This is a genomic window from Pseudomonas sp. KnCO4 (assembly GCF_045344305.1).
Taxonomy (GTDB): Bacteria; Pseudomonadota; Gammaproteobacteria; order Pseudomonadales; family Pseudomonadaceae; genus Aquipseudomonas; species Aquipseudomonas anuradhapurensis.
The window spans coordinates 4,528,999-4,550,313 of sequence record NZ_CP174199.1 but is presented as its reverse complement, the minus strand read 5'-3'; the positions used below and the strand labels follow the sequence as shown (position 1 = coordinate 4,550,313).

The 21,315-nt window shown below is 63.6% G+C and carries 20 protein-coding genes; 13 read left to right on the top strand and 7 right to left on the bottom strand.

Annotated features, from left to right (window positions below):
• Nucleotides 1-38 precede the first annotated feature (38 nt).
• Nucleotides 39-956, bottom strand: a complete 918-nt coding sequence (locus ACJA3S_RS21090; RefSeq protein WP_406819879.1) for a putative 2-dehydropantoate 2-reductase — start codon at nucleotides 954-956, stop codon at nucleotides 39-41.
• 100 nt (nucleotides 957-1,056) lie between these two features.
• Here ACJA3S_RS21090 and ACJA3S_RS21085 point away from each other — a divergent pair, with 100 nt between their 5' ends.
• The 3 genes from ACJA3S_RS21085 (at nucleotide 1,057) to ACJA3S_RS21075 (ending at nucleotide 3,958) form a co-directional block, all read left to right on the top strand.
• Nucleotides 1,057-1,542 (top strand): YajQ family cyclic di-GMP-binding protein, encoded by a 486-nt coding sequence (locus ACJA3S_RS21085; RefSeq protein ID WP_170032394.1) that lies wholly within the window; start codon nucleotides 1,057-1,059, stop codon nucleotides 1,540-1,542.
• Nucleotides 1,543-1,655: 113 nt separating this feature from the next.
• A complete protein-coding gene (locus ACJA3S_RS21080) occupies nucleotides 1,656-2,498 on the top strand; it encodes a mechanosensitive ion channel family protein (RefSeq protein ID WP_170032392.1) in 843 nt (280 codons plus the stop codon).
• A gap of 215 nt (nucleotides 2,499-2,713) precedes the next feature.
• Nucleotides 2,714-3,958, top strand: a complete 1,245-nt coding sequence (locus ACJA3S_RS21075) for an MFS transporter (RefSeq protein ID WP_406819878.1) — start codon at nucleotides 2,714-2,716, stop codon at nucleotides 3,956-3,958.
• Between the two features lie 68 nt (nucleotides 3,959-4,026).
• On the opposite strand, the gene ACJA3S_RS21070 is transcribed toward ACJA3S_RS21075, so the two are convergent.
• Both ACJA3S_RS21070 and ACJA3S_RS21065 read right to left on the bottom strand, forming a co-directional pair.
• Nucleotides 4,027-5,574 carry an AmpG family muropeptide MFS transporter gene (locus tag ACJA3S_RS21070; protein ID WP_406819877.1) on the bottom strand — a complete coding sequence of 516 codons (1,548 nt, stop codon included), beginning with the start codon at nucleotides 5,572-5,574 and terminating at the stop codon, nucleotides 4,027-4,029.
• A gap of 43 nt (nucleotides 5,575-5,617) precedes the next feature.
• Nucleotides 5,618-5,971 carry an MGMT family protein gene (locus ACJA3S_RS21065; protein ID WP_406819876.1) on the bottom strand — a complete coding sequence of 118 codons (354 nt, stop codon included), beginning with the start codon at nucleotides 5,969-5,971 and terminating at the stop codon, nucleotides 5,618-5,620.
• A 151-nt stretch (nucleotides 5,972-6,122) separates the two neighbouring features.
• Between ACJA3S_RS21065 and ACJA3S_RS21060 the strand changes: the two genes are divergently transcribed.
• The 5 genes from ACJA3S_RS21060 (at nucleotide 6,123) to groL (ending at nucleotide 10,848) form a co-directional block, all read left to right on the top strand.
• Entirely contained in the window at nucleotides 6,123-7,133 is a 1,011-nt protein-coding gene (locus ACJA3S_RS21060) for a DUF481 domain-containing protein (protein WP_186685317.1), read from the top strand.
• A gap of 146 nt (nucleotides 7,134-7,279) precedes the next feature.
• Nucleotides 7,280-8,011 carry a HugZ family protein gene (locus ACJA3S_RS21055; protein WP_406819875.1) on the top strand — a complete coding sequence of 244 codons (732 nt, stop codon included), beginning with the start codon at nucleotides 7,280-7,282 and terminating at the stop codon, nucleotides 8,009-8,011.
• Between the two features lie 67 nt (nucleotides 8,012-8,078).
• Nucleotides 8,079-8,540 (top strand): FxsA family protein, encoded by a 462-nt coding sequence (locus tag ACJA3S_RS21050; RefSeq protein WP_406819874.1) that lies wholly within the window; start codon nucleotides 8,079-8,081, stop codon nucleotides 8,538-8,540.
• A 324-nt stretch (nucleotides 8,541-8,864) separates the two neighbouring features.
• The gene (locus tag ACJA3S_RS21045) at nucleotides 8,865-9,158 is read left to right on the top strand and encodes a co-chaperone GroES (RefSeq protein WP_003260750.1); all 294 of its coding nucleotides are present in this window, start codon (nucleotides 8,865-8,867) and stop codon (nucleotides 9,156-9,158) included.
• Nucleotides 9,159-9,207: 49 nt separating this feature from the next.
• On the top strand, nucleotides 9,208-10,848 hold the full coding sequence (gene groL, locus ACJA3S_RS21040; protein WP_406819873.1) for a chaperonin GroEL: 1,641 nt from the start codon (nucleotides 9,208-9,210) through the stop codon (nucleotides 10,846-10,848).
• Between the two features lie 242 nt (nucleotides 10,849-11,090).
• On the opposite strand, the gene ACJA3S_RS21035 is transcribed toward groL, so the two are convergent.
• On the bottom strand, nucleotides 11,091-11,819 hold the full coding sequence (locus ACJA3S_RS21035; protein ID WP_406819872.1) for a phosphatase PAP2 family protein: 729 nt from the start codon (nucleotides 11,817-11,819) through the stop codon (nucleotides 11,091-11,093).
• Between the two features lie 181 nt (nucleotides 11,820-12,000).
• Between ACJA3S_RS21035 and colR the strand changes: the two genes are divergently transcribed.
• The 5 genes from colR to ACJA3S_RS21010 all read left to right on the top strand — a co-directional run bounded on the left by colR (nucleotide 12,001) and on the right by ACJA3S_RS21010 (nucleotide 15,707).
• Nucleotides 12,001-12,684, top strand: coding sequence for a two-component system response regulator ColR (gene colR / locus ACJA3S_RS21030; RefSeq protein ID WP_186675124.1), 684 nt, complete (start codon nucleotides 12,001-12,003; stop codon nucleotides 12,682-12,684).
• Nucleotides 12,674-13,978 carry a sensor histidine kinase gene (locus tag ACJA3S_RS21025; RefSeq protein WP_406819871.1) on the top strand — a complete coding sequence of 435 codons (1,305 nt, stop codon included), beginning with the start codon at nucleotides 12,674-12,676 and terminating at the stop codon, nucleotides 13,976-13,978. The genes colR and ACJA3S_RS21025 overlap by 11 nt, the downstream gene beginning before the upstream one ends.
• A gap of 107 nt (nucleotides 13,979-14,085) precedes the next feature.
• The gene (locus tag ACJA3S_RS21020; RefSeq protein ID WP_406819870.1) at nucleotides 14,086-14,769 is read left to right on the top strand and encodes a class I SAM-dependent methyltransferase; all 684 of its coding nucleotides are present in this window, start codon (nucleotides 14,086-14,088) and stop codon (nucleotides 14,767-14,769) included.
• A gap of 6 nt (nucleotides 14,770-14,775) precedes the next feature.
• Nucleotides 14,776-15,477: a lipopolysaccharide kinase InaA family protein gene (locus ACJA3S_RS21015; protein ID WP_406819869.1), complete on the top strand. Its 702-nt coding sequence runs from the start codon at nucleotides 14,776-14,778 to the stop codon at nucleotides 15,475-15,477.
• Entirely contained in the window at nucleotides 15,474-15,707 is a 234-nt protein-coding gene (locus tag ACJA3S_RS21010) for a hypothetical protein (RefSeq protein ID WP_170032362.1), read from the top strand. The genes ACJA3S_RS21015 and ACJA3S_RS21010 overlap by 4 nt, the downstream gene beginning before the upstream one ends.
• A 69-nt stretch (nucleotides 15,708-15,776) precedes the next feature.
• Here the strand turns inward: ACJA3S_RS21010 and ACJA3S_RS21005 are convergent, their stop codons facing one another.
• The 3 genes from ACJA3S_RS21005 to ACJA3S_RS20995 form a co-directional block, all read right to left on the bottom strand.
• Nucleotides 15,777-18,821, bottom strand: coding sequence for a multidrug efflux RND transporter permease subunit (locus ACJA3S_RS21005; protein ID WP_406819868.1), 3,045 nt, complete (start codon nucleotides 18,819-18,821; stop codon nucleotides 15,777-15,779).
• A gap of 12 nt (nucleotides 18,822-18,833) precedes the next feature.
• Nucleotides 18,834-19,982: an efflux RND transporter periplasmic adaptor subunit gene (locus ACJA3S_RS21000; RefSeq protein WP_406819867.1), complete on the bottom strand. Its 1,149-nt coding sequence runs from the start codon at nucleotides 19,980-19,982 to the stop codon at nucleotides 18,834-18,836.
• A 233-nt stretch (nucleotides 19,983-20,215) separates the two neighbouring features.
• Entirely contained in the window at nucleotides 20,216-21,313 is a 1,098-nt protein-coding gene (locus ACJA3S_RS20995) for a DUF1513 domain-containing protein (protein ID WP_170032352.1), read from the bottom strand.
• Nucleotides 21,314-21,315 lie beyond the last annotated feature (2 nt).

Here is a 21,315-nt window from a genome sequence, read left to right as displayed (position 1 = left end):
GGGCGAGGCAATGTCCTTATCCGGTTGAAGGGGCCGCGTCAGTCGCAGGGCAAGCCACGCCCACGCAGGTTATCGACCAGGCGCTGCTGCAGGCGTTCCAGCGCTGGCAGCTGCAGGCCATGCCGGCTGGCGACGCGGCAGGCGTGGCCGAGCAGGTAATGCACCTCGGTGCGGCGGCCGGCGCGAACGTCCTGGTACATGGAAGAGTAGTTGGCTGCGGTGGCGACGATCACCCGCTGGACTTCTTCGTTCAGTTCCACCGCTGCCTGCGGCTGACCGCAGCGGCGCAGCAGCTGGGCCAGCTCGGCGCACACTGTGTCCACTTCGTCCAGGTGCCCCAGCAGCCCGCCGTTCTGGCAGTCGTGCAGTACGGTCAGCGGGTTGATGGCGCAATTGAGCGCGAGTTTGCGCCACAGGCGGGTGAGGATGTCCACCGTCCATTCGCCAGGGATGCCGGCTTCGTGCAGGTCATCGAACCAGGCCGGGAGCGCGGGGTTGCGCGGGTCGCCCAGCCAGTTGAAACCGTGGCCGGCAAAGCGTACCTGCCAGTCGCCCTCGCGAAACGCACCTTCGGTGCTGGAGGCGAAGATGCAGCGTGCGCGTGGGACCAGGTCGGCGACCTCGTCCTGGCTGCCCAGGCCATTCTGCAGCAGCAGTACCTCAGCGTCGTCGGCCAGCCGTGCGGCCACGCCGGCAATCGCCGGGGCGGCGTCGTAGGCCTTGCAGGCCACCAGCAGGCGGTGGATCGGGCCATGGGCCGACGCGGTTTCGGCCGGGATGGCGTAGTGGCGCGGCTGGTCCTGTTCTACCAGGGTCAGGCCGCCAGCCTGCTGGTAGGCCTGCAAGCGTTGCCCGTCGCGCAGGATCAGGCGCACTGCCTTGCCCGCGCGCGCCAGGCGGCAAGCCCACAGGCTGCCCAGGCTACCGGCGCCGAGAATATGCCAGGTGCTGCTCATATGCGTTTCGCAACCCGTTATAATGAGCCCGCATTTTAACCGTCAAACCCAGCGCGCTCCATCTTCAGCCTGAGCGCGCTTTTATTTTGGGAGAACAACCATGCCTTCGTTCGACGTGGTATCGGAACTGGACAAGCACGAAGTGCAGAACGCGGTCGACAACGCCATCAAGGACCTGGACCGCCGCTACGACCTCAAGGGCAAGGGCAGCTTCGAGTTCAAGGACAAGGAGCAGACCGTGATGCTCACCGCCGAGGAAGAGTTCCAGCTCGAAGCGATGCTGGAAATCCTGCGCCTGGCGCTGGTCAAGCGCAAGATCGACGTAAAGTGCCTGGAAACCAAGGACCCGTACGCCTCGGGCAAGGAAAAGAAACAGGAAGCCAAGTTCCGCGAAGGCATCGACAAGGACCTGGCGAAGAAGATCGTCGCCACCATCAAGGACGCCAAGCTGAAGGTGCAGGCTGCCATCCAGGGCGAGCAGGTGCGTGTTACCGGCAAGAAGCGTGACGACCTGCAGGAAGCCATCGCGCTGCTGCGGACCAAGGAATTCGACATGCCGCTGCAGTTCAACAACTTCCGCGACTGATGCAAGTGCCACCCGGAACCCGGATGGCGAAATGATGTCCATGGGGCCCGGGCTGCGCAAACACGCGCGGCCTGTTCTACCGTGTACTTGCCGCTCGGCATCAGGAGATGAATATGGATTTGAACGCTGAAGTCGATCAGCTGGTCCGCCAATCGCAGACCTGGATTCCGTTGATCATGGAATACGGCAGCCGTGTGCTGCTGGCATTGCTGACCCTGGCGGTCGGCTGGTGGATCATCAACAAGGTCAGCGCCCGCCTGGGCAAGCTGGTCGGCCTGCGCAACGCCGACCAGGCGCTGCAGGGCTTCATCAGCACCCTGTCGAACATCGTGCTGAAGGTGCTGCTGCTGGTCAGCGTGGCGTCGATGATTGGTATCGAGACCACCTCGTTCGTCGCCGCCATCGGTGCCGCCGGCCTGGCCATCGGCCTGGCCTTGCAAGGCAGCCTGGCGAACTTCGCCGGTGGCGTGCTGATTCTGATGTTCCGCCCGTTCCGCATCGGTGACTGGATCGAGGCGCAGGGCGTGGCCGGCACCGTCGACAGCATCCAGATCTTCCACACCGTGCTGCGCACCGGTGACAACAAGACCGTGATCATGCCTAACGGCAGCCTGTCCAACGGCATCATCACCAACACCAACCGCCAGCCGACGCGCAAGGTGGTGTTCGATGTGGGCGTGGACTACGAGGCCGACCTGCAGAAGGCACGCAACGTGTTGCTGGAGCTGGCGCAGGACCCGCGCGTGCTGCAAGACCCTGCGCCGCAGGCGGTGGTCGCCACCCTGGGCGACAGCGCCATTACCGTGTCGTTGCGCCTGTGGACCAAGACCGCCGATTACTGGGACGTGATGTTCATGCTCAACGAGCATGCGCGCGACCGGTTGAAGGCCGAAGGGATCGACATTCCGTTCCCGCAGCGGGTGATTCGCGTAGTGCAGGAGACTGCTGCGCAGTAGCACCGCGTTGTCATCGACCGGGGCCGCTTCGTGCCCCATCGCGACACCAGGCCGCTTTTACAGGGGATCGGGTAACCCTTGTAGGAGCGGCCTTGTGTCGCGATGGGGCGCGAAGCGGCCCCGGCCTTTCTACCCCTGATTACACTTGTTCACAGCAACACCAGGCCATTTCTGGCATATAGCCTGACCCCTCCTGCCACACCCGATACGCCATCATGAAACCACTGCTGTACATCACGCCCCTGCGCGCCTTGCTGTTCGGCCTTACCCTGGCCCTGTTCGAGCTGCTCACCTACCTGGCCAGCGACGCGGTCATGCCGGCCATGCCGGTGGTGGTCGGCGACCTGAACGCCAGCCCCGAATACATTCCCCACGCGCTCAACCTGTACCTGCTGGGTGGGGTGGTACTGCAATGGCTGATCGGCCCGCTGGCCGACCGCTATGGCCGGCGCCCGTTGCTGCTGATCGGCTGTGCCTGCTTCGGCCTGGCCTGCCTGGCCACCTTCTGGGTCGACAACATCGGCCTGTTCAACCTGTTGCGCCTGCTGCAGGGCATTGGCCTGGGCTTTGTGGTCACGGTCAGCTACCCGGCCTTGAACGAAGCCTTCAGCGAGGCAGACGCCGTGCGCATGATGGCGCTGCTGGCCAATATCGCGTTGCTGTCGCCCCTGCTCGGGCCGCTGGTAGGTACCTTGATGCTGCAGTGGCTGGATTGGCGCTGGCTGTTCGTGGCCTTTGCCGTGGGCGCGGTCCTGGCCTGGCTGTTGCTGTACCGGCTGATGCCGGAAACCCTCGGGGTGGAACGCCGGGACGGTTCGCGCCTGGCATTCACGCCGATTCACCTGCTGCCGCTGCTGGCCGGCTACGGCCAGTTGCTGGTCAACCGGCGTTTTGTCGCTGGCAGCGCGGCGCTGGGCCTGGTCGGCCTGCCGTTGATTGCCTGGATCGGCTTGTCGCCAGTGCTGCTGATCCACGATGAGGGGCTGAGCACGCTGGAATACGCCTTGTGGCAACTGCCAGTATTTGGCGGGCTGATCCTGGGCAACCTGATCATCAACCGCATTGCCGAGCGCTACCCGCTGCCGTCGTTGGTGCGTGGCGCGCTGTGGCCGTACCTGGCCGGGCTGGGCCTGATGCTGTTGGCGACCTGGTACTGGCCGAGCGTGACCAGCGTGGTGGCAGGCATGTCGCTGTATGCGCTGGGGCTGGGCGTGGCAAATGCGGTGCTGTACCGCATGACGCTGTTCGCCAGCGAACAGAGCAAGGGCCTGGTCTCGGCCATGCTGGGGATGATCACCATTGCCCTGCTGGGGCTGGGTGGTGCACTGCTGGCGATGATTGGCGCCGGGGCCAGTTTGCTGCATTTTGCCCTGGCGGCAGGTGTGGCGGGGGCGCTGGCGCTGTGGCCGTTGTGGTTCGTGGTGGGGCAGCGGCCTGGGGAAGGGGCTGTTACCGAATGATCTTTTGGGCCTGAACCGGCCGCTTCGCGGTCTACTCGCGAAGCGGCCGGTTCGGCCTGGAACAGCCCTCAGGGCCGCTCGGCTGCCGAGTTCTCCGCTGCCACCGGTTTGCCCGGCCCTGCCTCCTGGCGCCACTGCAGGGCGATCAGGATCAGCGTCGGCACGCCCAGCAAGGCGGTGATCAGGAAGAAGTCGTGGTAACCGAACTTCTCCACCATGACTCCCGAATAACCGCCGATCAGGCGCGGCAACAGCAGCATGATCGAGCTGAGCAACGCGTATTGGGTCGCCGAGAACTTCAGGTTGGTCAGGCTCGACAGGTAGGCGACGAAGGCCGAGGTGGCCAGGCCGGAGCTGAAGTTGTCCAGCGAGATGGTCACCACCAGCATCTGCAGGTTCGGGCCCATGTCGGCCAGCATCAGGAACAGGATGTTGGTAGCCGCCGAAGCTGCGCCACCGATGAACAGGATCGGCATGATGCCGAAGCGCACGATCAGCAGGCCGCCAACCCCGGCGCCGACCAGGGTCATGATCAGGCCGAAGATCTTGCTGACACTGGCGATCTGGTCCTTGGTGAAGCCCATGTCGATATAGAACACGTTGGCCATCACGCCCATCACCGTATCCGACATGCGATACGTGGCGATCAGGCCGAGCAACAGCAGCGCCTGCCAGCGGTAGCGGGCGATGAAGTCGTTGACCGGTGTCAACACCGGGGCCAGGCCGCGACGGCCCAGGCTCGACAGGCATGCCCAGGTCAGCAGCACATAAAGGATCAGGCGCAGGAAGGCACGGTCTTCGAGCAGCAGGTCGAGGGGGGTGGCATCACCGGAGATGACGCTGGCCCAGCCGGTGTTGAACATCTGGGTGAAGCTGGCGGGGACCGACACCAGCAGGATGATCAGCACGAACACCGAGGCCAGCTGGTGTACCAGCCCATAGCGCGCTGCCGACAGCTGGGTGCGCAGGGGGACGGGCGGTTCGCGCATGATCAGGGTGGTGAACACTGCGGGCAGCATCATCACCGCGAACATCACGTAGGTGCCGGCCCAGGCCTTGTGCAGGTAGCTGAAGCCGGTGGAGCCGAACCACTCGGCGAAGAACAGCGCGCCCGCCGTCGCCAGTAGCGCCGCTACCCGGTAGCCGGCCATGTAGCTGGCAGCGAGCGCAGCCTGGCGCTGGTCATCGGCGATTTCCAGGCGATAGGCGTCGACGGCGATGTCCTGGGTCGCCGAAGCGAAGGCCACCAGTACCGCCAGGGCAATCAGCCAGGACAAGTGTTGTTGTGGGTCGCACAGGCTCATGCCGACCAGCCCGATCACCACCAGCGATTGCGACAGCAACAGCCAGGACCGGCGGCGCCCCAGGCTGCCGAGCAAGGGCAGGCGCCATTGATCGAGCAGCGGCGACCACACCCACTTGAAGGCGTAGGCCAGGCCGATCAGGCTGGCGTAACCAATGGTCTCGCGGGCCACACCCGCTTCGCGCAACCACACCGAGAGGGTGGAGAACACCAGCATGTAGGGCAGACCGGCGGCGAAGCCGAGCAGCAAAAGTACCAAGGTTGACGGGCTGGCATAGGCAGCAAGCGCAGCGCGCCAGGTTTTACGGGGCATGGGCCAACATCTGCCTCAAGTTTGCGAAAACAAAGCGCGCACTCTAACCGCTGTGCTCCATCGGGCGCCAGCCATGGCGCGTCATATCCACACGATTGTTGGTTACATTCACACCCTCCGCGCGCAGCCGCGCCCGTTGTTCATCCCCCGACGGGGTACCCAGTGCCAGGCTGAGCCTGCCGCCCGCACCGAGCACCCGGTGCCAGGGCAGGCGAGTATCCGGGGGCAGTTGCCCGAGGGTGCGCCCGACCCAGCGTGCCGCCCGGCCAAGCCCGGCCAGCTCGGCCAGTTGACCATAGCTGACCACCTTGCCGGCCGGCACCTGGCCTAACACCGAATATAGCGCCGTTCGTCGGCCCTCGGCGTCGTCGAGGGCGTGTTCATGTGCAACAGACATCAGGCCCCCCCTGGGCTGCAGATGAAACCGGACCGACGGTGCGGCAAATGAGAGTTGAACTCAACGGCAGGCTCCCGGTCTGTCCTTGCTGTGGTCGTCGGTATCTGGATAATGCCCGGCTTTTTTGTCAAATCTAACCCGTAGTGCGTTTATGTATTCTAGATCGCTGTTGTGTCTGCTTGCTGTTTCCCTGTGCGCCTCGCCGGTGTTCGCCGATACCGTGTGGATGAAGAACGGTGACCGGCTCAGCGGCAAGATCAAGGTATTCGATGGTGGCAAGCTGCTGCTCGAAACCCCCTATGGCGGTTCCATCGCCCTGGACTGGAAACAGGTCCAGACCCTGGAGAGTGACCAGGAGTTGCTGGTCAAGCAGGACGCCTACAGCGGTGAGCGGGCCAAGTCGCTGAAGGCCGCCGAGCCCGGCAAGGTGACCCTGGCCAACGGCGAGGCGCCGAAGACCGTGGAGCTGGCCAGCATCGAGCAGATCATGAAGCCCAAGCCGCTGGTCGAGGACTTCGTGTGGAAGGGCAACGTCGACGTGGCGCTGGACTACAAACGTGCCGAGAACGATACCGACGACTATGACGTCGGCTTCAAGACCAGCGCCCGCCACGGTCGCTGGCGGCACAACGCCGAAGGCGAATACAACCGCGAGACCAAGGACGACGTCACCACCACCGACAACTGGAGCGCCGAGTACGCCCTGGACCGCTTCCTTACCGAGAAATGGTTCTGGCAAGGGCGCATGGAATACAAGCGCGACCACGTCGAAGACCTGGCCCGCCAGCGTACCGTGGGTACCGGCCCGGGCTACCAGTTCTGGGATGATGAACTGGGCGCGTTCTCGCTGGGCTCACTGATCAACCGCACCGACTTCGAATACCAGGACGGGGCCAAGGACAACTTCTATTCGGCGGCGCTGAAGTGGGACTACACCCGCTACCTGATCGGCAAGAACGTGCAGCTGTTCACCAACGGCGAGTTCGCCAAGCCGCTGGGTGGGGTGGCCGACTACGCGCTGGATGCCGAGGTTGGCCTGCGCTACAAGGTGACCGAGTGGGCCTCGCTCAACCTCAAGGCAGAGAAGGACATCATCACCGGTACGCGTGAGAGTGACCTGGACAAGACCCGCTATACCGCTGGGTTTGGCGTTACCTGGTAAATCTTTGCGGCCGCATTGGGCACAGGCTGTACGCGATCCTTGTAGGAGCGGCCTTGTGTCGCGATGGGCTGCAAAGCAGCCCCATTGGCACCGGACCTGAAAATGCTATCGTGTGGCCACCCAGTCTGCCGCCAGGAGCCCGCCCAGTGAGTACCACCGCCATCCGCCCCGCCCGGGAACTGTTGCTCAAGGAGTACCGCGGCGTGCTCTCGACCCATTCCCGGTCGATGCCCGGTTACCCGTTCGGCTCGGTCGTGCCGTATTGCCTGGACGCCCAGGGCCACCCGCTGATCCTGATCAGCCGCATCGCCCAGCACACCCACAACCTGCAGAAAGACCCCAAGTGCTCGCTGCTGGTCGGTGAGCGGGAAGCCGAGGACGTGCAAGCCGTGGGGCGCCTGACAGTCATGGCCGAAGCGCACAAGCTGGTCGACGAGGCTGCCATCGAGGCCGCCGCAGAACGCTACTACCGCTACTTCCCGGACGCTGCCAACTACCACAAGGCCCACGACTTCGACTTCTGGGTGCTGCAACCTGTACGCCACCGCTACATCGGCGGCTTCGGTGCGATCCACTGGCTTGACCAGGTGACCCTGGCCAACCCGTTCGCCGGCAAGGCCGAGGCGAGCATGGTCGAGCATATGAACAGTGACCATGCCAACGCCATTGCCCACTACGTCGAACTGACCGATTTGCCACGTCATGCGCCCGCGCAACTGGTCGGAGTGGACAGCGAAGGCATGCACCTGCGTATCGGTCAGGCAGTGCACTGGTTGCCTTTCCCCAATACTTGCAATACGCCGACACAAGTCCGCGAAGCCCTGGTTTTGCTGGCCCGCGCCGACCAATGGCCGGCTGTGACCAAGGCCGAGGCTTGAAAAGCCGAGCGCACGCATCCATCTGTTGGTCTTACAGGAAGGTTCTCTTCCGACGAGGAATGCTTTGATGCGTGCTTTTCTACTGTTGTTTCTCCTGTTTCCCGTGCTGGAGCTGTTCGTCTTCGTGAAGGTCAGCGCCGCCATCGGTTTCTTCCCGGCGCTGCTGTTGATCATCGCCGGTTCCGCGCTGGGTGTGCTGGTGATGCGGGTGGCCGGGCTGGCTACCGCGCTGCGCGCCCGGGAAAGCCTGCAGCGTGGCGAACTGCCCGCCGAGGACATGTTCCAGGGTTTAATGCTGGCCGTCGGTGGTGGCTTGCTGTTGCTGCCAGGGTTCATCAGCGACGTGCTGGGCCTGCTGTGCCTGCTGCCATTCACCCGTCACCTGGCCGCCCGCAAGATGCGTGAGCGCGCCGAGGCCCAGGCCCTGCGCCAGCGGGCGTTTCAGGACGACCCGTTCCAGGCGCAGCCGCGCGATGGCGGCCACCGCCCGAACGTGATCGAAGGCGAGTACGAGCGCCGCGACAAGTAAAACCCGGGGGCCGCTTCGCGCCCCTATCGCGACACAAGGCCGCTCCTACAGAGGTCGCAAGCCCCTGCAGGAGCGGCCTTGTGTCGCGATAGGGCTGCGAAGCGGCCCCAAGCTTTTCAGGCTGATGAAAAATTTTCTGAAGCAAGCCTTGTAATTGAATATGGCGGCCTCATGTATGTGGTCACCGCAAGGTTTCTGGTGGCAACACCAGACATGACTCAGGCGGTTCGCCCTGCGCGAGCTGCCTTCCGGCTACGCCGGACAGCATCAACCCGCCGGTGTCGACACCGGCCGATGAAAACCACAATTTGGGAGAGATCGACAATGAAGCTTCGTCCTCTGCATGACCGCGTCGTTATCCGTCGCAGCGAAGAAGAATCGAAAACCGCTGGCGGTATCGTCCTGCCGGGTTCGGCCGCTGAAAAGCCAAACCGCGGCGAAGTAGTCGCCGTCGGCACCGGTCGCATCCTGGACAACGGCGAAGTTCGCGCGTTGGCCGTGAAAGTGGGTGACAAAGTGGTTTTCGGCCCTTACTCGGGCAGCAACACCGTGAAAGTCGATGGCGAAGACCTGCTGGTCATGGCCGAGAACGAAATCCTCGCCGTCATCGAAGGCTGATTTCCCCGACTTCCCGTTACTCCAAAGAATTCCAAAGGATTAAACGATCATGGCTGCTAAAGACGTAAAATTTGGTGATTCCGCCCGTAAGAAAATGCTCGTTGGTGTCAACGTTCTGGCTGACGCCGTAAAAGCCACCCTGGGCCCGAAAGGCCGCAACGTGGTTCTGGCCAAGAGCTTCGGCGCGCCGACCATCACCAAGGACGGCGTTTCCGTCGCCAAGGAAATCGAGCTGAAGGACGCCTTCGAGAACATGGGCGCCCAGCTGGTCAAGGAAGTTGCTTCCAAGGCCAACGACGCTGCCGGTGACGGCACCACCACCGCTACCGTTCTGGCTCAGGCCATCGTCAACGAAGGCCTGAAGGCCGTCGCTGCCGGCATGAACCCGATGGACCTGAAGCGCGGTATCGACAAGGCCACTGCTGCCGTCGTCGCCGAGCTGAAGAACCTGTCCAAGCCATGCGCCGACTCCAAGGCCATCGCCCAGGTAGGTACCATCTCCGCCAACTCCGACAACTCCATCGGTGAAATCATTGCCGAAGCCATGGAAAAAGTCGGTAAAGAAGGCGTGATCACCGTTGAAGAAGGCTCGGGCCTGGAAAACGAACTGTCCGTCGTGGAAGGCATGCAGTTCGACCGTGGCTACCTGTCGCCGTACTTCGTGAACAAGCCGGACACCATGGTTGCCGAGCTGGAAAGCCCGCTGCTGCTGCTGGTCGACAAGAAGATCTCCAACATCCGTGAGCTGCTGCCAGTGCTGGAAGCCGTTGCCAAGGCCGGCCGCCCACTGCTGATCGTTGCCGAAGACGTCGAAGGCGAAGCGCTGGCTACCCTGGTGGTCAACAACATGCGCGGCATCGTCAAGGTTGCTGCGGTCAAGGCACCAGGCTTCGGCGACCGCCGCAAGGCCATGCTGCAGGACATCGCCGTCCTGACCGGCGGCCAGGTCATCTCCGAAGAAATCGGCCTGTCCCTGGAAACCGCTACCCTGGAGCACCTGGGTAACGCCAAGCGCGTCATCCTGTCCAAGGAAAACACCACCATCATCGACGGCGCTGGCGCCGACGGCGAGATCGAAGCACGCGTCAAGCAGATCCGTGCCCAGATCGAAGAAACTTCCTCGGACTACGACCGTGAGAAGCTGCAAGAGCGCCTGGCCAAGCTGGCTGGCGGTGTTGCCGTGATCAAGGTGGGTGCCGGCACCGAAGTTGAAATGAAAGAGAAGAAAGCCCGCGTAGAAGACGCCCTGCACGCTACCCGTGCAGCCGTTGAAGAAGGCGTGGTGCCTGGCGGTGGTGTGGCCCTGGTACGCTCGCTGGCGGCCATTGCCAACCTCAAAGGCGACAACGAAGACCAGAACGTAGGTATCGCCCTGCTGCGTCGCGCTGTCGAAGCGCCGCTGCGCCAGATCACTGCCAACGCCGGCGACGAGCCAAGCGTTGTCGCTGACAAGGTCAAGCAAGGTTCGGGTAACTTCGGTTACAACGCTGCTACCGGCGAATACGGCGACATGATCGAGATGGGTATCCTGGACCCAGCCAAGGTCACCCGTTCGGCGCTGCAAGCGGCTGCTTCGATCGGCGGTCTGATGATCACCACCGAAGCCATGGTTGCCGACCTGCCGGAAGACAAGCCAGCTGCTGGCATGCCTGACATGGGCGGCATGGGTGGCATGGGCGGCATGATGTAAGCCAGCCTTACCCCCTGCACCATCAAAAAGCCCCGGTTCGCTAGAACCGGGGCTTTTTTTGTTTTCCTGTCGGGGCCATTGCGGCTGCTGCGCAGCCCATCGCGACGCAAGGCCGCTCCTACAAGGAATTGCGTAACCTGAACTGCGCCCCTGACGTTGGACAAAAAATCCAACCTCAGGGGCGTACTTCAACCTGTAGGAGCGGCCTTGTGTCGCGATCGGGCCGCAAGGCGGCCCCTGGGTCAGGCGACGCTACGCTCAGCAGCAGGTACCTCAACCATTCCCCGCCGATACAGAACCAGGTAATACGACCCCAACCCGATCAACCAGCAGAACACCGCCGTCCACACGTTATGTGACAGGAAGTGCGCCCCTTGCATCATCCGCCCCAGCGACAGTACCGACCCGGCCACGAACGCCAGCGCCAATGCTGCCCGTGCCAAGCGCGGCTTGCGGTCACGCAGCATGAAGAACAGGCCGAACAGGCAGAACCCGGTCGCGGCATGCCCACCCGGCCAGCACAGCCCGGGCTTGTCGGTTGCCGGCCGTGGTTCCAGCAGCTTGCTGTAGGTTTCGCTGCCGCCAAACTGGGTCAGGCTCCATGGGCATTGCACCTGGGTCACCTTTTTCAGTGGCGTGACGAACGCCGTGGACAGGCCCAGCGCCAGCACCAGGCAGCCCAGCTCGCGACGCCAGCCGAACAGGCGCTTCCAGAAGAAGCTTGCGGCAAAGGTGAGCAACGACAGCACCCCAAGCAGGATCACCCCCTGCTTGACCCGGTCATGCAGGATGTTTTCCAGCAAGTAGCTGTGGCGACCGATGAACTGCCCGGCAACGGGGTCGAAGAACAGGTTGGCGATGTCCATGTCGACCGAGGTCAGTTCCAGCAGGATCAAGCCCAGCGCGGTTGCCAGGGGGATGCCCAGGTACAGCCAGAGATTGATGGGGCGAGGACGGCTTCGATACTGCATGGCGGCTCCAGGGCGCGAAAAAGATCGGGCATTGTCGGCTGCCCGCTATCCTGTGTGCGTGAAGGATCAGTGAAAAAACCGTCAAGGTCGGTGAATTCTTCGCAGGGCTGGCACCCTGCAGGCATAGGCCTTAAGCTGCGCCTGCCGCGCCACAGCGAGAAGCGCCGCACAGGAGAAACCGATGCGCATTCTTTTGGTTGAAGACAACCGCGATATCCTGGCCAACCTGGCCGATTACCTGAGCATGAAAGGCTACACCGTAGACTGCGCCCAGGATGGCCTGTCCGGCCTGCACCTGGCTGCCACCGAGCACTACGACCTGATCGTGCTCGACATCATGCTGCCCGGCATCGACGGCTATACCCTGTGCAAACGCCTGCGCGAAGACGCCCGTCGCGACACGCCGGTGATCATGCTCACTGCCCGCGATCAGTTGGATGACCGCCTGCAGGGCTTCCGCTCCGGTGCTGACGATTACCTGCTCAAGCCGTTCGCCCTGTCGGAACTGGCCGCACGCATCGAAGCGGTGCTGCGCCGAGCCCAGGGCGGTGGCCGCCGCACCCTGCAGGTGGCTGACCTCAGCTACGATCTCGACACCCTTGAAGTCACCCGCCAGGGCCGCCTGCTCAAGCTCAACCCGGTCGGCCTCAAGCTGCTTGCCGTATTGATGCAGAAGAGCCCGCACGTATTGCGCCGCGAAGTGCTGGAGGAGGCCCTGTGGGGCGACGACTGCCCCGACAGTGACAGCCTGCGCAGCCACGTGCACCAGCTGCGCCAGGTGATCGACAAACCGTTCGAAAAACCGCTGCTGCACACCGTCCATGGCGTCGGCTACCGCCTCGCCGAGGGCCGCGATGGAGTTTAAGCAAAGCCTTGCCCAGCGCATCATCATCGCCTTTGCCCTGATGAGCGCACTGGTGGCCGGGGCCTTCGCCTTCGGCATCGTCGGTACCGTGCACCTGGTCGAGGAGCGGCTGATCTCCTCGGTACTGGGCGGTGACCTGCAGCGCCTGCTGCGCATGGACAGTGTCAGTGACTGGAGCCACCGGCCACGCCCCGATCAGCTGTTCTACTTCAGCGGCGGGCGTGACGACTTCGAATTGCCCAAAGACCTGCGCCACCTCGACCGCGGCTTCCACGAGGTGTTCCGTGACCAGCTGTCGTACCACGCCATGGTCGAGATCGTCGATGGCCGCCGCTATGTCCTGCTGCAGGACCAAAGCGACTTCGAGGAACGCGAGCGCCTGCTGTTTGCAGTGGTGGTGGTGGGCTTCGTGCTCAGCCTGGTGCTGGCAGTGATCCTCGGCTGGCTGGTCGCGCGCCGGGTGATGGCGCCGGTGATCCGCCTGGCGCGCCAGGTGCGCCACCGTGATCAGTTGCTGGGCCTGGCCCCGCCGTTGGCGCCAGACTACGCGGCGGATGAAGTCGGCCAGCTGGCGGTGGCGTTCGACGATACCCTGGGCCGCCTGCGTGACGCGTTGACCCGCGAACGGCTGTTCACCAGCGACGTCAGCCACGAACTGCGCACGCCCTTGATGGTGCTGGCCACTTCTTGCGAACTGCTGATGGAAAACCCCAACCTCGACACCCGCGCACGCAGCCAGGTGGAGCGTGTGGCGCGGGCTACCGAGGAGATGCGCGAGCTGGTCAAGACCTTCCTGATGCTGGCCCGGGCGCAGCGCGACGAGGGCGCGGTAGCATCGCGCGCGACCCTGCGTGAAGTGGCCGACGAACTGGTCGGGGTGTGGCGTGACACCATCGAGCAGAAGGGCCTGGCGTTGTATTTCGACGGGCGAGTCAGTGCCAGCCCGGTGCTGTACAACGCCACTTTCCTGCAATCGGTGATGGGCAACTTGTTGCGCAATGCCGCGCACTATACCGACAGCGGCTACATCCGCCTGAGCCTCGAAGCCAATGGTTTCAGTGTCGAGGACAGCGGCGTGGGCATTCCTGAAGAGCAGCGCGAAGCCATGTTCCGGCCGTTCGTGCGCGGTGATGAACGGCGTGGCGAGGGCCTCGGCCTGGGCCTGTCGCTGGTGCAGCGAATCTGCGACGACCAGGGTTGGCAGGTCACGCTGACGTCAACCTTGCCGCATGGTTGCCGGTTCCATGTCGACCTGAGCAATACCGCGACCAAGGGCGACCCGGAGGCGGAGTAAAGCTTTGTAACAGCGCCCTCGGCGTATGACGTTTTTTTCACATGGGTATGACCTGATTCCTACGCTCGCTTGCCTAATGTGGGCGGAATGGAGTCAGGAGATGCCCGATGCGTAGTCCCATCAAGCTTGAATTTTCCGCGAAGTACGACAAACAGCACGCACGTGAGTACTTTCTCAAGCATCAGGACGGCTTGGCGCGACGCCTTTCCCACACGCGAGATGAGCAACTGGCACGTCGCGCCCTGGCCCTGGCAGGTGAGCCGGGCCTGGTCCTCGACCTGCCATGCGGTGCCGGCCGTTTCTGGCCACTGCTGGCGGAAAAGCCCAACCGGGTGATCATTGGTGCCGACAACTCCGAGGCGATGATCGAGACAGCCTGTGCCGCGCAACCGCCAGAGGTGGTGGCCCGGGTACGGCCCTTGCAGACTTCGGCGTTTGCCATCGACCTGCCGGACAACTCGGTGGACAGTATTTTCTGCATGCGGCTGTTCCACCATATAGGCGAAGCGGCCCACAGAAAGACGATTCTTTCGGAATTTCAACGGGTTAGCCGTGATAGTGTGATCCTGTCGTTGTGGGTGGACGGCAACTTCAAGGCCTGGCGCCGGAAAAAGCTGGAGCAGCGCCGCAGTGCCCGCAAAGCCGAGCAGGACAATTACCAGAACCGTTTCGTGTTACCGGCCGACACGGTTGAAGAAGAATTCAAGGCCGCCGGTTTCAGAATCCAGGAACGCCTCGACTTCCTGCCGTTCTATGCCATGTGGCGAGTCTATGTATTGCGTAAGGGGTAGTGTTTGATGGCTGTAGCCCAGAAAGGGGAGTCGCGGTTCGATTTTTACTGGCGCCAGCAGGGCGAGTGGGTCGAGGAGCCAAACCAGCGGCGGGGTGGCGAGAGTGGCGTGCAACGCCTCAACGATGCCGATGGCAAGCTGCTGTATGCCAAACGCCAGGTCGGGCACATCTACCGCAGCCTGCTGCACCCTTTCGGCCGGCCGACCGTATTGCGCGAACTCGATGCGTTGCACAGCTTCGAGCAACTGGGGGTGCGCGTGCCGCGCATCGTCTTCTGTGGGGCCGAACGCGATGCCGATCACCAATGGCGTGCGCTGCTGGTCAGTGAAGCACTCGACGGCTTCGTCGAACTCGACACCTGGCATGCCGAAGGTGCCCGTGAGCGTTATCCGCAAGTGGTGCATGAGCGCATGCTCAAGGACCTGGCGGACAACCTGGCGCGCATGCACCTGGGCCACTGGCAGCACGGCTGCCTGTATGGCAAGCATGTCTTCGTCAAGGTAATTGGCGAAGGCGAGCAGGCCCAGGTCGAGGTGGCGCTGCTGGACCTGGAGAAGTGCCGGCGGCGCATCAGCTGCCAACGAGCGGCGGGCAACGACCTGCGCCAGCTGCGCCGCCATTCGTCGTTGAACGACGCGGAGTGGCAAACCTTGCTCTATTTTTACCAGATGGCGTTTGGCAGCGCTGTCAAAGGGTTAGAGCAATGAAACTAGAAATTACTCGAGCTTTGTTTCTGGTAGCTGGCCTGGCGGTGACCACCGTGGCGGTGGCTGCATGGGAAGAGCCGAGGCCGACCGTGTTCAGCAAGGCCGAGATGGCCGACCAGTGCGCGTTGCCGCGGGACGTGAAACCGCAGCAGCAGGCCAAGGTTGCGCCGGATCAGGACCTGCTGTTGTTCCTGTTCGGGATGCGCCAGGGGTTGCGGCCGTTTGGCTGAACCCGGCGCTAGACAGAAATGCCAGAGGCCTCGCGATTGCGGGGCCTCTGGCATTTTGCAGCGGCTGGTTCAGGCCACCGCTGTTTCCCTGGCCACGTCCTTGTGCGCCAACAAGGTGTAGATGCAAGGCAACACGAACAGCGTGAACAGGGTGCCGATCGACATGCCGGTGGCAATCACCGTACCGATGTCAAAACGGCTGACCGCCCCGGCCCCGGTCGCCAGGATCAGCGGCACCATGCCAAATACCATCGCCGCCGTGGTCATCAGCACCGGCCGCAGGCGAATGGCCGCAGCTTCCTCGATCGCCTCACGTACGCTCAGGCCCAGTTCTTCACGCAACTGGTTGGCGAACTCGACGATCAGGATGCCATGCTTGCTGATCAGGCCGATCAACGTCACCAGCCCGACCTGGGTGTAGATGTTCATGCTCGATACACCGAGGAACAGCGGCAGCAACGCGCCGCAGATCGACAACGGTACCGTCACCAGGATCACCAGCGGGTCGCGGAAGCTTTCGAACTGCGCCGCCAGCACCAGAAAGATGATCGCCAGTGCCAAACCGAAGGTCACCCACAACGCGCTGCCTTCCTGCACGTACTGGCGCGCCACCCCGGCATAGTCGAAGGCGAAGCCCTCCGGGGCCTCTTCGCGGGCGATGCCCTGCACGGTCTGCAGCGCCTCACCGAGGCTGACCATCGGCACACCCTGGATGATCGCCGAGTTCAATTGCTGGAACTGGTTGAGCTGGCGAGGGCGTGCGCGGTCGCTGAGGGTGATCAGCGTCGACAACGGCAGCAACTGGCCCTGGTCGTTCTTCACGTAGTAGTCGTTCAGCCAGCCCGGGTTGTCGCGGTAGCGCCGTTCGACCTGGGCAATCACCTTGTAGCTGCGGCCTTCGAGGGTGAAGCGGTTGATTTCCCCCTCGCCCAGCAAAGTCGCCAGGGTGCCGCCCAGGGTGTCCATCGACACCCCCATCTGCGCCGCCTTGGCGCGGTCGATATCCACCACCACCTCGGGTTTGTCGAACGCCAGGTCGATGTCGAGGAAGGCGAACTTGCCGGACTCCTGGGCGCGGGCCTTGATGCGCTGGGCGACTTCCAGCAGGGCAGGGTAGTCACCGGCACTGTTGATCACGAACTGGAACGGCAGGCCTTCGCCAGTGCCGGGCAATGATGGCAGGTTGAAGCCGAAGATCTGCAGGCCGCCGATTTCCTCGAGCTTGGCTTGCACCAGCGGCAGCAATTCCATTTGCGTGCGCTCGCGCTCGTTCCACGGTTTCAGCAGGAAGCCACCGATACCGGTCTGCACGCCATTGAAACCGTTGATCTGGAACGACGAGTAGTACTCGGGGAAGGTCTTGAACAGCGGGGTGAACGTGTCGGTATAGGCGTTCAGGTAATCCAGGTTGGCGGTTTGCGGCGAGCTGCTCATCATGAAGATCACCCCCTGGTCCTCGTTGGGCGCCAGTTCGTTCTGGGTGAACTTCAGCAACACCGGGATCAGGCACAGGATGATCACGGCAAACACCAGCACGACCGGCCGGCTGTCGAGGGTAGCGTGCAGCAGGCGCTGATAGCGCACCTTGAGGCGCTCGAACAGCAAGTCGAGGCGGTGCGCCAGGCCGCTGGGGTTGTGCTCCTGGCGCAGCAGCAGGGCGCACATCATCGGCGACAGGGTGAGGGCAACGATGCCGGAGATGATCACCGCCCCGGCCAGGGTCAGGGCGAACTCCTTGAACAGCGCGCCGGTGAGGCCGGTGAGGAAGCCGATGGGGGCATAGACCGCCGCCAGGGTGATGGTCATCGACACAACCGGCATGGCGATTTCGCGGGCACCCTCCAAGGCGGCGTCGAACGGCGACTTGCCCTCTTCCATGTGCCGGTGGATGTTCTCCACCACGACGATGGCATCATCCACCACCAGGCCAATGGCCAACACCATGGCCAGCAGGGTCAGCAGGTTGAGCGAGTAGCCCATCATCTGCATGAAAAACAGCACGCCGATCATCGACAGCGGAATGGTCACCACCGGGATCAGCACCGAACGCAGGGCGCCGAGGAACAGGAACACCACCACGATGACGATCAGCACTGCTTCGCCGAGGGTCTTGATCACTTCGTCGATGGAGGCCTGGATGAACAGCGTGGCGTCGTACGCGATCGATACCTTCAGCGCCGAGGGCAGCTGGCTTTCCAGCTCGGGCATGATGCGCCGTACTTCCTTGATCACGTCCAGCGGGTTGGCCGCCGGGGTGGCCTTGATGCCGATGTACACCGACGGGGTGCCGTCGAACGAGCTGACCGTGTCGTAGTTTTCCGCGCCCATCTCGACCCGCGCCACATCGCCCAGCAGCACCCGGCTGTCACCGTTGGTCTTGACCGGCAGGGCCGCGAAGGCCTCGGCCGACTTCAGCTCGGTGCTGGCGTTGATGCTGGTGACGACATATTCGCCCTTGACCTCGCCAGCGGCGGAAAGGAAGTTGTAGCGGCGTACCGCAGTGGTCACGTCGCTGGCCGACAGGCCGTAGCCTGCCAGTTTCACCGGGTCGAGCCAGATGCGCATGGCGAACACCTGGTTGCCGAGGATTTCCGCCTCGGCCATGCCCGGCAGGGTGGCCAGCTTGGGCTGGATGACTCGCGACAGGTAGTCGGTAATCTGCGGGTTGCTCATTTCCTTGCTGTAGAAGCTGATGTACATCAGCGCCGAAGCATCGGCGGCTTCCTTGCTCAGGACCGGATCCTCGGCGTCCTGGGGCAGCTTGTTGCGCACCTCGTTGGCCTTGGCCAGCAGCTCGGTGAACAAGCGGTCGCTGTCGGCGCCGATGCGCGCGTAGATGGAGATGACCGAGAAGTTCTGCCGGCTTACCGACGTCATGTAGTCGATGCCTTCGGCGCTGGCCAGGCTTTGCTGCAGCGGCTGGGTGATATAGCCCTGGATGGTTTCGGCATTGGCACCGGGATAGGCGGTGGTGACCGTGATCAGGGCGTTTTCCATTTGCGGGTACTGGCGGATCTGCAGCTTGTTCCAGGCCTGGAAGCCCAGCAGCAGGATCAGCAGGCTGACCACGCTGGCCAGCACCGGGCGGCGGATGAACGGGTCGGTGAATGCCATGCCAGCCTCCTGTCAGTCCTTGCCCGGCGCGCCCGCTTCGGGCTTGAGGGCCTTGTCCTCGCCGATGCGGATCGCGGCCCCCGGGGTCAGTTTCAGTTGCCCGGCGGTGACCACCTGTTCCCCCGCCTGCAGGCCCTTGCTGACCACCACCACTCCGTCACGGCGCTCACCGGTCTGCACCGTGCGTTGCTCGGCGGTAAGCTGCGGCTGGCCCTTGTCGTCGTTTACCGGCTTGCCGTCCTTGTCCTTTTTCGGCGTGGCGACATACACCGAGTTGCCATACAGCGTGTAGGTGATGGCGCTCTCTGGCACCACCACGCGTGGCTGTGGGTTGGGCAGCAAGATCAACAGGCTGGCGAACATGCCCGGCAGCAGCTTGCCGTCCGGGTTGGCCATGGTCGCGCGCACCAGCAGGTTGCGCGTGGCTTCATCGACCTTGGGGTTGATCGCGCTCAGGCTGGCCGGGAAGGTCTGGCCCGGGTACGCGGCCACTTGCACCAGCACCTGCTGGCCCACGCTCAGGCGCGGCAGGGCCTGTTCCGGCACGTTGAAGTCGACGTAGAGGCTGGACAGGTCCTGCAGGGTAGCGATCACCGTGCCGGCAGCCAGGTAGTCGCCGACATCCACCTGGCGGATGCCGATGGTGCCGCTGAACGGGGCTTTGATGCTCTTCTTGCTCTTCGATGCCTTGAGTTGCTCGACCAGTGCCTGGTTGCGCCGGTACTGCGCGGTGAGGCGGTCGAACTCACCGCGGGAGATGGCCGCGTCACCGACCAGCTGGCTGCCGCGGCCGAAATCGACCTTGGCCAGGCCCAGGTCGGCCTGGGCGGTACCGAGCAGGGCGGTTTCCTGGTCGTCGTTGAGCTGCAGCAATAGTTGCCCGGCCTTGACTTGCTGGCCAGAGTCGAAGTGCAGGGCCTTGACGATGCCTTCCACTTCCAGGCTCAGCTCCACACCCTGGAGCGCCTTGAGGCTGCCAACGGCGGGCAGGCGCTCTTGCCACGGGCGCTGTTCGGCCAAGGCGGCTGCCACGGTGATGGGAGGCCGTGGGGCGGTGAACATCTGGATCTGCTGGTAGATCGAGAAGGCTTTGTAGCCCCCCAGGGCCAACACGATCAGCAGAACCACGGCCAACATGATGAGCATGCGGCGGCGCAACATAGGTCCGTTTCCTTGGATGCTGTTGTTATTCGTTGGGACACGACAACGGGCGTTCCTGCCCACGTGTGGATGGGAGGATTATCGACTGTTTTCCGCAGGAAGGGGAGTGCGATGCCTGTGCCGGCCTCTTCGCGGGCACGCCCGCTCCCACAGGGACCGCGTAACCCGCTGATTGCGCGGCCCCTGTGGGAGCGGGCATGCCCGCGAAGAGGCCGGTGCAGGCAGCAGCAAAATCACACCAGATGCAGGTGGTTGTCCCAGAAACCGGATGGCAGGTTCAGCGGTTGCCCGACCAGTTCGGCCTTGCGGCAATCATAGAAGCGGCAACGGCCCTGCCCGGAGGTGACCACGAAACCGTCCTGTACCGCGCCAACCCCGGCGCAATCGGGCATCGGTGCGTCCAGCCGCACCGCGCCGCTGTCCAGGTCCCAGACGAACAGGCGGTTGGCCCGTGGCGCGGTCAGTGCGACCAGCCGCAACTCGCTATGGATGGCGACACTGGCGGTGTACTGGGCCATGGCCTGCAACTGCCGCTCCGCCACCGGGAAAGCCTTGAACGGCTCGCCCGGGCGCTTGATCGCCAGCAGCTCGGCGGTTTCATCGGCAGGCCCCATGAACTGCTGGCAGGCGGCGATGGTGCCGTCGCTGCCCACCGCCAGGTGGCGCACACTGTTCATCTGCTGGGCCAAGGTTTCCTTGCTCAGCAGAGTGCCGTCGCGCTGCATCAGCACCAGGCTCGGCGCCATGGCGTCAAGGTTCATCTCCACCCGGCTTTCGGCTTCGGTGCGGATACCGCCGTTGGCCACCACCAAGGTCTCGCCGTCCGGCAGCCAGGCCAGCTCGTGCGGGCCGATGCCGTGGGTCGGCAGCTCGCCGCTGTGCACCAGGCGTTCGCCTTCGAAGCGGTACACGCCGAGCACGCCACGCCCCGGGTCGGTGGTGTCGTTCTCGGTGGCGTACAGCCATTCGCCACTCTTGTGCACCACCGCATGGCCGTAGAAATGCCGGTTTGGCTGCGAGTGTACGGTTTGCAACAGGCGCCCGTCGCGCAGGTCGACCAGGTAGCTTTCGGTACCCGGGCGGCGGGCGACGAACAGGGCGATCGGCAACTGCGGGTGGTGGATGATGGCATGGCAACGCTGGGCGACCTGGGTGCTGAACACCTGGGTGCCGTCCAGGCGGAAACCGACCGCATAGTGCTTGCCGTCGCCGTCGTCACGCGCCGACAGCAGCAGCGGTTCGCTGCCTTTGTTGCGGAACAGGCTCCAGCCGCCCAGGGTGAGGGCGCTGAGCAATACGCTACCGAGTTTGAGTGCCTGGCGTCGCAGCATGA